Below are 11,743 nucleotides of genomic sequence, written 5' to 3' on the forward strand. Positions count from 1 at the left end.
ATGGATACGGGAATGCGTTTAAAATACCATCGATTAAAACAAAAAATTAGTTTAGAAGAATTCTCCTCTGGCATACTGTCTTCCAGAGAGCTGAAGAAAATTGAAAGTGGCGCTAAAGACCCAGCATTAAAAGACCTCGAAGCTTTATGCAAGAAACTAGCTATATCTCTGGCTCCTAAAGATAATCCAATCGGAAAAGTTCTCGTAAAGAACTTTAAAAACTCTTTATTGCATCCTCAAAACAAAGCTGAAATCATGGAGCAGTATAACGATATTCAGGGACATCCCCTATTACATGCAGATGAGGATGTCGAGTTAGAATATAGCATTCAACAAATCAGGTATTTTATCATTACCGGAGATTTGGATAGTGCCGAGGAAAAAATTAAAGAAATGGAACGTTTTAAAGAATTTATGAGTCAGGAACAGTTTTACTTATTCCATAAATACAACGGCAACTATAATTACGTACTCAACGATTTCGAGAAAGCTTTAAAAACTTATTTGGTAGCGGAAAAAATTGCGCCAAATACCATTTCTGCTTCAGAAATTGGCGACCTTTACTATTCCATTGGCATTTCTAGCACGAAATGCAGAGAAACTGATAAGGCTTTCAAGTATACCGAAATGGCTTTAAAAATTTATCAACAAGAGTTTATTCCAAAGCGTATTGTTGAATGTCATTTAAACATCGCAATAACCCATCAGCATTTTGGCAATTTTAAAATGTCGATGGATCATTATAAAAACGCTTTAACTATTGGAAATAAATTAGAAATTGATATTTTGAAGTTTACTACTGAATTTAATCTAGGCTATTCGTATTTCTTGTTCCAAAATTATAAGCTGTCTATTACTCATATGGAAAATTCATTGAAATACATTCACCCAGAATATACTGCTGATCTTTTGTTAAGTTACTGTATTTTAATTAAGTGTCAATATGAAGTAGGAAACTCTGATGCAGCAAGAGATTGGCTTCGCAAAGGCATGGATATTGTTGAAAACAAAAAGCTGAACATCAATTCGCCGACTAACCACATATTCAAAGAAGCATATATCGAATTTATATGTTTAGTGCATCTCTTGGATGAAAACTTCAAAGATTTCGAAGATTATGTACTGAACCAATTGATCCCAAGCCTTGAAGCTACAGACAATTATTTTGAAAGCGGATATTATTTCGGACATTTGGGTAAGATATATTATGAACAAGAACGCTACAAAGAATCAGCTGAAATTTTGAACAAAGCAAAAGAATCATATAAGAAAATAAATACATTATTTGGGGAGTGAATGTAATGAAAAAAGGTATCACTATTCTATTTTTCTCAGTTCTCGCTATTAGCAGTTTATCTCTTAGTAACAATGTAAATTCTGAAAATGAAGTCGCTGTTCAAGCTCGTGTTCCTGAACCTTGGGCTGTCGGTACTGAAGTCGCTGTCCAAGCTCGTGTTCCTGAACCTTGGGCTGTCGGTACTGAAGTCGCTGTTCAAGCTCGTGTTCCTGAACCTTGGGCTGTCGGTACTGAAGTCGCTGTCCAAGCTCGTGTTCCTGAACCTTGGGCTGTTGGTACTGAAGTCGCTGTCCAAGCTCGTGTTCCTGAACCTTGGGCTGTTGGTACTGAAGTCGCTGTCCAAGCTCGTGTTCCTGAGCCTTGGGCTGTTGGTACTGAAGTCGCTGTCCAAGCTCGTGTTCCTGAGCCTTGGGCTGTTAAATCTCAACAAGCATAAGTTTATAATAAAAAGAAGGAAGCTGCTCATCTTGAACAGCTTCCTTCTTTTTATTGATTTTGTCCCTTGTCTATTAAACACTCTTCAACAAATCGGTTGAAAATATTCATTGAAGCTTCGTCTTCTTGAAGAGCAAATTCTTCTGGATGCCATTGAATTCCCATAGCAAATTGATGATGTTTGCTTTCTAGCGCCTCTACAAGTCCATCCGAAGCACGAGCAGCTACAGTTAGTTGTGGCGAAACATCCTTTACGCCTTGATGGTGAAAAGAATTAACATTGAATTTTTTCTCTTTCATAATTTCATATAGTAGACTATCATCTTCTAAAGTTACAGAATGCGTTCGATGCGTTCGCATTGCATTTTGCTTATGTTGATGTAATTCTCCTTCGAATTGAGCTTCTAAATCTTGATAATTAGTACCACCCAAAGAAATATTGAACATTTGTAAACCTCGGCACATACCGATAAACGGCTTATCCATTTCAAGAAATTTTAATATCAATTCTTTTTCATACTTATCACCCCCTGGATAAACAGCTCCAAGCTTTACATGTGGTTCTTCACCATATAATGTCGGGTTAATATCGCCGCCCCCAGTAACTATTAGACCGTCTAACCGTTCACATAGTAACGGAATATCTTCTTCATCTACAATAGGTACGATTAATGGCAATCCTCCTGCGCGCAGAATTGCTCTGCCATACACAGGATCAAGTGAATAGGTTTGATTTTCTTCTACGCGTGCTGTTATGCCAATTACTGGTTTATCTTTCTTAGTCATTTTTTCCCTCTTCTCCAATTGTTTTATTTCTCTATAAATAATGTATACCCTATTGTCAAAAGTATATAAACACATAAAGCTATTACATATTCTTTACAAATAACTCAGTATACGAGCGTTGAGGATTTCACAAACCAGGCTTAGCATTGCTACTTGTGCATAAAAATAAGCCAATTCACTAGTGAATTGACCTCTATGTTTTGCTATTTATATCGCTTTACTTCAGAGCAATGTCTACCTCTTTTAAGAACAGCTTTAGTAAATTTTTTCTAATGTCTAATCCGAGAAATTGAAACGAAACCGCGCTAAATCTATCAGATTGCTACGATCCAACTCTACTCCTTCTTCTTGGAGTTTCTCTATTTGGAAAGTTCTCGCTCCTTCATCTTTAAGTGCGATTTCCCCTTGTTTATTAACGATTCTATGCCAAGGTAAATTATGTTTAGAACTCATACTATGAAGAATTCGCGTCACTTGCCTAGCAGCTCTTGGACTACCAGCTGCGGCTGCAACTTGTCCATACGTCATAACTTTACCTGGTGGAATCTGTTTTATAATATTTACTGCTTTATCAGTGAAGGTTTGCATTTAACTACCATCCTATTGTACTTTTTCCTTTTGATTCTCTGCTTCATTTAATAAATCTCCATTTTTATACTTCTCCACAATTTCTTGAACAAATTCATACAATGGCAAATTCCCTGTATCTGTCGCAAGCCCATTGCTTTCAGCATGCACGTACTTATAGTACTCTACCATTCTACCAACCAACTCTTCAAGACCTTCAAGCGTTTGTTCATTTTTATGTTGAAATGGCCGCTTGAAGTCTATACTTTTGGCTTCATTTAAATAAAGAAATTTCATTTGATCCATTTGATCGACAGTTTGATCAAATAACTGTTGGGTTCGGTCTAGACGATAAAAACTTCTCCAATAAACAAAAACTTCTTTTGCGACTCCCAATTTTTTTGCTCCGAGGGAAGAATTCAACCCTTCTATAACACAGATTTCATGCATAATTTTTCTTAAAGACTTTTTATACTCTCTTTCAACTACACCTTTATATTGTATGTATTTCATATTTTTTCCTCCTCGGATTATTAAATATTTCTATATCTACGTATAATATCTTCCTCTTCAATCGTTACTAATTTATCGTAATTTTGCTGATCATGAATTTGTTGTCCTATATAAAAAATATTTGGTTCACAATTGGCAATCTCTTTTTTAATGTGCTTGTCATTTGTAACGTCTCCCTGAAAGTCGCCACCCAGATGGAAAAAAGAATAGTAGTTTTCTTCTCCCCACTCTGCAATTTTTAACAATAAGGTCTGCATAGTACTTTCGCTATACTCTTTTGTTAAACTACCTTCGAGATGATAAAAGATGGTATCTCCCATCGCTAGCACGTAGCAAGCTGATACTAATTTATCTTCATGATATGCACCAAACAAGTGGAGATCTGATCCCATTGAACTGATTAGCGTTTCAAAATAATCATTAGTAAAAAAATAATAACTGTCCGCTTCTTCTCTTCTTCTAGCAGCTGCATAATACAGCACTAGAAATTCAAACATATGTCTTACCGTACCTAGTTTTTTTACTATTAAGTCTGCACTGTTTATATTTTTTAAGTTTTTATTTTTTATCTTTTTTTCAACAAGAGCCTTTTTGTTCTTTAAATTTATGGTATAGGTTTCAAAAAGTGGAGAAACTTTCATACTGTTTTGAAAATAGGAGGCATTTTCTTTTAATGGATGAAAGCGAATATATTCAGCAATGATTTTTTCACTTTGACAATATGACTCGAAAGCTTTTCTGAAATTAGCAGCTAAGTTTGCACAGTTTTTTTCCACCTTAAATAATGGACCACCATATCCGAAAGGAGTTGTAACATCATAGAAAGGAGTACCTACCTCATTAACTGGCCTTTTAATAAATGGATAAATGACCTCACCGTCAACATCCTTATAATGAAAGAGCCATGCTTCTCCAGGATCTAATTTTAACGCTCCTAAAAAGTATTGGTTCGTATAATAAATATCCGTAACGTGTACCGTATCAAGTATTTTTTTCCAGCGACTGCGATCTTGTATCGATATTAGTTCATACATTCATTCCACCCCTACTTCACCTTAAAATCATTTGAAAACGGTTTGTAATCGCAGATCTTTTTTCCTTTTTTCTATCTCTCTTCTACTCATCACTTTTTTTAGACGATTAATACCAAATACTAAAAGAGTACTGAACGTAAAAGCTAATATTGTCGTGATTGCCGTACCAATGACTATATTTCTTTGACTTGGCTTTATACTTTCCCCTTCAGACAATGCTAATGAAATAATAGAGATATTGTCTTTGTTTAACGAAGCCTTTACCTCTTGTTTAAAAACATATGCTAATGTATTGGCAATTTTTTCAGATTCGTTTTTCACGTCGGATGAAGAAGTGATCGTTAAAACTGGCGAATTTTTTGTATGGCTAATATGTACTTGTTTTTGGAGTTCAGAAATGGATTTTGTAAAGTTTATCTCTTGCTTAACTTTCTCCAAAACTTGTGTGCTTTTCATAAAAGCGGCATACCCTTCTACCATTTGAGAATCTATCGGGCTATTTTCTTTTTCAAGTTGCGAAATTGTTAAAGAAGATTTTCCAATTAGTATTTGGCTTGTAGATTGATATTCAGGTTTGACGAGAAAAATAAAAATGAACAATGTTGTCAGCATTAAACAAAAAGTAAAGCTAAAAATAATAAAAAGCCGAGTTTTATTATTTGTTATTAGCTTTTTTATGACTTTAAAATCATTCATCGCATTCTCCTCCTAGCTCAAAACCTTCACCTTATCGTTATTTCTAAAAATTCAGATTATTATAGTTCATTTATATCATATTTTAATGGTTCTATCTACACTTTTCTCTATTCTTTTGAAATATTAAGTTTTATTCATATGAAAATAGACTAAATATTTTTTTGTTTTAATAATATATTTGCAAAAAAATAGGTATTAATGCACATTAAGTTCATTTTAAAGGTTTTTAATTTTTATGTTTTATTTATTGCTTTAAGCTCAATTGATAGTTGATCTTTTTGTCAATAGAAAAGGCATCTCTCGAATAAATGAGAGATGCCTTTTCTACTATTATTTCCACAAACCAATAATTCCGTTTCTACGATAAATCATTTCTTTAGACTCTAAGGTTTTCAGCACTTTAGTTAAGGTTTGGTGTGAAATATTAATTTCAGCCGTAATTTCTTTGATTGTTTTAAAAAGTACACCTTCTGCCGAAGCATTTTTCAAAAAATATTGAATAAACCTCTCTCCAATTTCTGCCATTTTTTCAGTTTCTGATGAGAAGTGCTCACGACAATCGTTTAAGATTTTTTCTTCTGGAAATACGTTCGCTTTATTGTATGTCTGATCTTCCAATACTTTCACCTAACCACCTCCAAAAACTACTATCTTTTAGCTTACTCTTATTATATCTATACCCTTTCAGTATTAAAATATACATACTATTTCAGATAGTACTGATAATTCCAAAAATATTTTTTAAATACCATTTAAAAGATATTTTAATTACTAAAAAAGACAGCAAACAACTCGAATAAATCGAGTTTGTTTGCTGTCTGAATAAAAAAACTTTTATATTAATTCGGATGCAAATCATCACGTTTTATCGTTTCATTGCATCTTCGATAAAATCTTTTAAAACATGAACTCCCATCACACAATCGTTTAAACTAGACCATTCTTTAGGGTTATGACTAATTCCATCTTTACTTCTAACAAAAAGCATCGCGACAGGAATCGTACGGCCCAGATTCATTGCATCATGGCCAGCCCCGCTTGGAATGTAGGTTGGGGTAATATCAAATTTGCTTAAAGAAGTTGCAAGTCGATTCTGTAAATCATTGGCGATTGGAACAGGCTTGATGCGAGTATTCAAGTTTGTCGTTACATGTACCTCATGATTAGTAGCTATTTTTTTTGCTTGCTCGATTAATTGCTCAATTAAAAGATCTCTTGGCTCTTCATTAATATCTCGAATATCCACAAGCATTTCCACTTTCTCGGGTATTACATTTGCCCCGTTAGGAAAAACTTCTAGTTTCCCTACCGTAGCAACGGCGGTGTCATTAATTGCTTTTGGAAATGTTGGAATGGACTGAAGATAATCTGCTGCTGCCACTAAACAGTCTTTCCTACCAATCATTGGCGTGTTTCCTGCATGTCCAGCTTCACCTACAAATATAACTTTGAGCCAAGCAGGTCCCGCAATTCCATTTACAATTCCAACGGGTTGACCGGCTTGTTCAAGTTTTTTACCTTGTTCAATATGTACTTCTACAAATAGTTCTAGTTCCGATAAATTTCGTTTAGCCTCTTTAAAAGATTCAAGCGAGCTCCCGTAATGAGTTAGAACTTGCTCTAACGTAGCTCCATTAAAATCACGAAGCCTTGCTATCTCTTCATCAGAAATTGAACCAATCATGGCTTGACTGCCTGTTAATCCACTGTTAAAGCGTGAACCTTCTTCATCTGAAAAAATAATAACCTCAAAAGGTTTGTCTGGAGTATAGCCCGTTTCTTTCCATGATTCTACTACTTCAAGTGCGGATAATACACCTAGTGGACCATCAAAATTTCCGCCATTCGGAACACTGTCTACGTGTGAACCAGAAGCAATAGCTGGGGCTTTTTGCAAACCTTCTAAGCGAGCTATAACATTACCCGCTCCATCCTCAGATACTTGCAAACCAGCTTGTTTCATCCAACCTTTAACTAGTGTTTTCGCAGCTTTTTCTTCATCTGAAAAACCAGGTCGTTTTATACCGCCAACTTGAACAAAACCAATCTGAGACAATTCAAACAACCGTTTCGCAAGACGCTCACCGTTAACACCTGAATGGTTAAGCTTATTATCGTAATCTTTTCGTAATTCCTCGTATAAAGGGTTGTCATTCATTTTTGGCATAATATCCTCCTTGTTTTTGTTATTTTGTTAAGAAAGACCATGCATATTGAGCGTAAAGTTCTGCACCTACTGTCATTGAATCTTCATCTACATTAAACTTCCCATGATGATGTGCCCATTGTGTATCTTTCTCAGTGTTACCACTTCCGACTAATGCAAAGCTTCCTGGAACTTCATCTAAATAGAAAGAAAAATCTTCTCCACCCATTGTTGGTTCTTCAACATAAAGAGCGTTTTCACCGAAGGCTTCAATAGCCACTTCTTGCACTAATTTCGCACTCTCTGTTCCATTAATAACGGCTTGTGTTCCGCGAATATATTCGACTTCTGCAGTACCACCATAAATTGCAGCTGTATGATTGGCATAAACTTGCAATTGCTTCTCAATATGATCACGAATCGCTGGATCAAAACATCTTACTGTCCCTTCGATCTCTGCATTTTCAGCAATAATGTTAAAGCGAGTCCCGACAACCATTTTGCCGATTGTCACAACTGCGGACTGCATGGGATCTACTGTTCGAGAGACGACTGATTGTACATTCATGACGAATGAAGATGCAATAATTGCGGCATCGATGCAAGCTTGGGGCATTGCGCCATGTCCGCCCCGCCCTTTAAAATGGACTTTAAAAATATCAGCAGAAGCAAATGCAGGTCCTGGACTACAAGCTACTGCACCCGTTGCAGCTTGAGACCATATATGAATGCCGAAAACATCGTCAACTCCTTCAACAGCACCTTGTTCTACCATTGCTTTAGCACCCGTCGCCACTTCTTCAGCAGGCTGGAAGATAAAACGAACAGTGCCTGGAATATCCTCTTTAACGCTGACCAATGCTTTAGCTGCTGATAATAGCATTGCCGTATGGACGTCGTGTCCACATGCATGCATTTTGCCATGTACTTTTGACTTATACGACAAGTCTGAATTTAGTTCTTCTACAGACAAAGCATCCATATCCGCACGTAGGGCAACCGTTTTTCCTTGTTGTCCACCTTTGAGCTCTCCGATAACTCCCGTTGGTTCTGTCTTGCGTACCTCGATTCCTAGCTTTGTTAAGTAATCATATACAAACTGTGAAGTTTCAAACTCTTCCCATGATAATTCAGGTTCACTATGAAGCTTGCGGCGGATTTGAATCATTTCTGCACTATTTTCTTTTATGGCATTTTTTATTGTTTGGTTGATCATGCTGTATTCACTCCGATTTCTATTAAATCTAACTTAACATTTCCACTAAATTGCTCAATTGTGATTTCTGTTTATAGGAACCCTACAAATATACCGGCTAAAATAACAGAAACAATCGTAACAGTAATAAAGCCTGCTACTAGCATCGGAGGCAACATATGACTTGTTAAAACTTCACGTTCTTCTTCATCTTTAGTTAAGGAATTGATGACTTCCACAGTAATAATATAGTCTGCCGGGAATCCATAAAGAGCGGTCAAAGATACTGCAAATGCCATTTCTTTACTAACTTTAAGAAGTTTTCCGACGATAAGTGAAAAAATATACATACCAGCCACACCGATTACAATACAGCCAATAAGTGGATACATTATTTCTAACATCATACTTGGTGTAGCATTTTTTAAACCATCAAAGATGAACAGTAATAAGCCCATAATCGCGAACCCAAAACCATTTGCTTTTTGTAATGGATGACGCTCAAGGAAACCGATACTACGCGCGATAACACCAAATAGCAGACACAAAACAAATGGGCTGATTCCTACTACTGGAGTCAAAAGAACAGATGTTAAATAAGCAAGATAACCTACCAATGCTAGACGGAAAAACTTAAAGAAATCAGTATTGTATTTATCTGGCATTCTTGCAAACATACGAGGTTCTTTTACTACTTTATCTGCCGTTTCTTGTTGTTCACCAGGCATTTGTTTAGCTGTCAATTCATTATTTCTGAATTTCTCTAGAAGATTTTTACCTTCCTTTTTCAACATAATCGATGTTAATGGATATCCTGCAAACCCTTGTACAACATAAATAACGATAGCAAAGACTGCTAATGTTGGAAGTCCTGCAGCAGCTGCTCCTTCTGACATGATCAAAGCTGATACCAATCCACCAACGAGAGGTGGAATAGCAACTACAACTGTTTCAAAATCGAACAGCAAAGTACCAATGCCGAATAACGCAGCTATGATTCCTAAAATTCCTGATATTGCAATTAGAATTGTCTTCCATTGGCTTTTAAGCTCTTGTAAAGACAGTAAAGTTCCCATGTTTGTAATTAGTAAATAAATAAGCATTACAGCTACAGCTGGCGGTACACCCGCAAGTGTAACAATTTCAGGAGGAAAGAACGTCCAAAATCCAAGTAAGAATAAAACCCCACTGACAAAAATTGAAGGAATCCATGCTTTTGTGCGAATTGAAACTGCTTCGCCGATAAATAATACTAAAATCAAAATAGCTAATGCCAGCATTTGAGACATATTTATTTCCCCCTTTTTTCTTTTTTCAGCAAATAAAAAGACATCCCTAAGGTTATAAGCTGAATTTTTTCTAATATCGAAATAATAGCACAATTTAATTCATAAATACATGGAATAAAAAGACTATTCCGAAATAATATTAAATTTATTTATATACATTTTATTGAAACCCTTCTATAACGATATATATTGCATATTACAATATAATTCTAGCCCCTCCTAATTGTGTACATTCTGTGAACACGATTATCCGTGATCCTGGACAAACGTTTACACAATAACAATAAGAGGTATTTATGAGGATAAGTGTAAATTAAAAGGAGGATTCCGAAAAATGAATGGTAGACATTATATTAATGGCGACTGGACGGATACAGGAGATGGACAGATTGACGTAATAAATCCCGCAACTGGTAAAGTCGTCGGTTCTGTACCTAACGGAGGCGAACAAGAAGCCACAGCCGCCATCGAAGCTGCAGCTGCAGCTTTTCCAGAATGGTCAAAAACAACAGCATACTACCGTGCAGATCTATTAATGAAATGGCATGATTTATTACTTGAACATAAAGAAGAAATTGGTGAGATTTTGACAAAAGAAATGGGCAAACCTCTCGCTGAAGCAATTGGTGAAGTAGAGTATTCCGCTTCATTCGTGTCATGGTTTGCTGAAGAAGGCAAGCGCATGTACGGTCGCACAATTCCAGCCACGAAGGAAGGCAAACGGATACAGATTAATAAACAGCCAGTTGGAGTTGTAGTATCCATCACACCTTGGAATTTCCCGGCTGCTATGATGGCGAGGAAAATGGCGCCTGCACTTGCTGCTGGATGCACATTCGTAGCGAAACCAGCGAAGATGACTCCTCTTACGGCAGTGAAGATGTATGAACTGGCAATAGAAGCCGGGTTCCCTAAAGGCGTCATCAATTTAGTAACTGGAAGTGCTAGTAAAATTGGAAAAGTATTTACTAGTCATCCTGATGTTCGTAAACTTACTTTTACCGGGTCTACTGAGATTGGTAAAGAGTTGATGAAACAAGCATCTGAAACCATGTTAAATTTGTCTCTTGAATTAGGTGGACACGCCCCAATTATCGTTTTAGAAGATGCAGATATCGAGTTGGCCATTGAAGGCGTCATTGCATCGAAATTCCGTAATGCTGGGCAAACATGTGTATGTGGTAACCGAATTTATGTCCAGCAAAGCATTGCAGAAGAGTTTTCTAGAAAACTTGGTGAAGCTGCAAGCAAGTTAAAAGTCGGCAATGGCTTAGAAGAAGGCGTAAAAATTGGTCCATTGGTCGATAAAGACGGCTATGACAAAGTAGAAAAACATGTTCAAGATGCTGTTGACAGAGGTGCCAAAGTAATCGTCGGTGGAGATGGACGCATTGAAAACAATGCCTACTTCTATAACCCTACCGTTTTAACGAATGCTACATCGGATATGCTAGTTATGAATGAGGAAACGTTTGGTCCTGTTGCGCCTATAATGACGTTTGAAAAGGATGAAGAAGCAATTGAATTGGCGAATAATACACGCTTTGGATTAGCCGCTTACTTTTTCACTGAAAGCATGTCGCGTGGTACGTATCTCGCTGAAAACTTAGATTACGGCATTGTCGGATGGAACGACGGTGCACCATCTACTGCCCAAGCTCCCTTTGGTGGCATGAAAGAAAGTGGCGTTGGACGTGAAGGTGGACAAGAAGGATTAGATGCCTTCCTCGAAACCAAATATATTTCGATCAAAGTTTAACGCATACAAAAAAGAAGTTGCTCTGG

The 11,743-nt window shown here is 36.6% G+C and carries 12 protein-coding genes; 3 read left to right on the forward strand and 9 right to left on the reverse strand.

All coding sequences use genetic code 11. The features are described 5' to 3' along the window. Nucleotides 1–1,296 (forward strand): helix-turn-helix domain-containing protein, encoded by a 1,296-nt coding sequence (locus PLANO_RS11010; protein ID WP_038704495.1) that lies wholly within the window; start codon nt 1–3, stop codon nt 1,294–1,296. 5 nt (nt 1,297–1,301) lie between these two features. Next, nucleotides 1,302–1,733, forward strand: a complete 432-nt coding sequence (locus PLANO_RS11015; protein WP_038704496.1) for a hypothetical protein — start codon at nt 1,302–1,304, stop codon at nt 1,731–1,733. A 50-nt stretch (nt 1,734–1,783) separates the two neighbouring features. Here PLANO_RS11015 and PLANO_RS11020 read toward each other — a convergent pair whose 3' ends face one another. The 9 genes from PLANO_RS11020 to PLANO_RS11060 form a co-directional block, all read right to left on the reverse strand. Further along, nucleotides 1,784–2,518 carry a gamma-glutamyl-gamma-aminobutyrate hydrolase family protein gene (locus PLANO_RS11020; protein ID WP_038704497.1) on the reverse strand — a complete coding sequence of 245 codons (735 nt, stop codon included), beginning with the start codon at nt 2,516–2,518 and terminating at the stop codon, nt 1,784–1,786. 276 nt (nt 2,519–2,794) lie between these two features. Next, nucleotides 2,795–3,106, reverse strand: a complete 312-nt coding sequence (locus PLANO_RS11025) for an MGMT family protein (RefSeq protein WP_038704498.1) — start codon at nt 3,104–3,106, stop codon at nt 2,795–2,797. Between the two features lie 12 nt (nt 3,107–3,118). Further along, on the reverse strand, nt 3,119–3,598 hold the full coding sequence (locus PLANO_RS11030) for a hypothetical protein (protein WP_038704499.1): 480 nt from the start codon (nt 3,596–3,598) through the stop codon (nt 3,119–3,121). 20 nt (nt 3,599–3,618) lie between these two features. Continuing rightward, on the reverse strand, nt 3,619–4,632 hold the full coding sequence (locus PLANO_RS11035) for a GNAT family N-acetyltransferase (protein ID WP_038704500.1): 1,014 nt from the start codon (nt 4,630–4,632) through the stop codon (nt 3,619–3,621). A 27-nt stretch (nt 4,633–4,659) separates the two neighbouring features. After that, on the reverse strand, nt 4,660–5,328 hold the full coding sequence (locus PLANO_RS11040) for a YveK family protein (protein ID WP_038704501.1): 669 nt from the start codon (nt 5,326–5,328) through the stop codon (nt 4,660–4,662). 330 nt (nt 5,329–5,658) lie between these two features. Beyond that, a complete protein-coding gene (locus tag PLANO_RS11045; protein ID WP_038704502.1) occupies nt 5,659–5,955 on the reverse strand; it encodes a MarR family transcriptional regulator in 297 nt (98 codons plus the stop codon). A 238-nt stretch (nt 5,956–6,193) separates the two neighbouring features. Then, nucleotides 6,194–7,495: a Zn-dependent hydrolase gene (locus tag PLANO_RS11050; protein ID WP_197053086.1), complete on the reverse strand. Its 1,302-nt coding sequence runs from the start codon at nt 7,493–7,495 to the stop codon at nt 6,194–6,196. 19 nt (nt 7,496–7,514) lie between these two features. Further along, nucleotides 7,515–8,690: an amidohydrolase gene (locus PLANO_RS11055; protein ID WP_038704503.1), complete on the reverse strand. Its 1,176-nt coding sequence runs from the start codon at nt 8,688–8,690 to the stop codon at nt 7,515–7,517. Nucleotides 8,691–8,761: 71 nt separating this feature from the next. Then, nucleotides 8,762–9,958 carry a hypothetical protein gene (locus PLANO_RS11060; RefSeq protein WP_038704504.1) on the reverse strand — a complete coding sequence of 399 codons (1,197 nt, stop codon included), beginning with the start codon at nt 9,956–9,958 and terminating at the stop codon, nt 8,762–8,764. Nucleotides 9,959–10,292: 334 nt separating this feature from the next. On the opposite strand from PLANO_RS11060, the gene PLANO_RS11065 reads away from it, so the two are divergent. After that, nucleotides 10,293–11,717, forward strand: coding sequence for an NAD-dependent succinate-semialdehyde dehydrogenase (locus PLANO_RS11065; protein ID WP_038704505.1), 1,425 nt, complete (start codon nt 10,293–10,295; stop codon nt 11,715–11,717). Nucleotides 11,718–11,743 lie beyond the last annotated feature (26 nt).

It is taken from the genome of Planococcus sp. PAMC 21323 (assembly GCF_000785555.1).
Classification (GTDB): Bacteria; Bacillota; Bacilli; order Bacillales_A; family Planococcaceae; genus Planococcus.

Excerpts from the sequence above, each read along its gene's own strand:
- PLANO_RS11010 (WP_038704495.1), top strand. The coding sequence starts at position 1 with ATGGATACGGGAATGCGTTTAAAATACCATCGATTAAAACAAAAAATT.
- PLANO_RS11055 (WP_038704503.1), bottom strand. The coding sequence starts at position 8,690 with ATGATCAACCAAACAATAAAAAATGCCATAAAAGAAAATAGTGCAGAA.
- PLANO_RS11020 (WP_038704497.1), bottom strand. The coding sequence starts at position 2,518 with ATGACTAAGAAAGATAAACCAGTAATTGGCATAACAGCACGCGTAGAA.
- PLANO_RS11050 (WP_197053086.1), bottom strand. The coding sequence starts at position 7,495 with ATGCCAAAAATGAATGACAACCCTTTATACGAGGAATTACGAAAAGAT.
- PLANO_RS11065 (WP_038704505.1), top strand. The coding sequence starts at position 10,293 with ATGAATGGTAGACATTATATTAATGGCGACTGGACGGATACAGGAGAT.
- PLANO_RS11015 (WP_038704496.1), top strand. The coding sequence starts at position 1,302 with ATGAAAAAAGGTATCACTATTCTATTTTTCTCAGTTCTCGCTATTAGC.
- PLANO_RS11030 (WP_038704499.1), bottom strand. The coding sequence starts at position 3,598 with ATGAAATACATACAATATAAAGGTGTAGTTGAAAGAGAGTATAAAAAG.
- PLANO_RS11060 (WP_038704504.1), bottom strand. The coding sequence starts at position 9,958 with ATGTCTCAAATGCTGGCATTAGCTATTTTGATTTTAGTATTATTTATC.
- PLANO_RS11025 (WP_038704498.1), bottom strand. The coding sequence starts at position 3,106 with ATGCAAACCTTCACTGATAAAGCAGTAAATATTATAAAACAGATTCCA.
- PLANO_RS11035 (WP_038704500.1), bottom strand. The coding sequence starts at position 4,632 with ATGTATGAACTAATATCGATACAAGATCGCAGTCGCTGGAAAAAAATA.
- PLANO_RS11040 (WP_038704501.1), bottom strand. The coding sequence starts at position 5,328 with ATGAATGATTTTAAAGTCATAAAAAAGCTAATAACAAATAATAAAACT.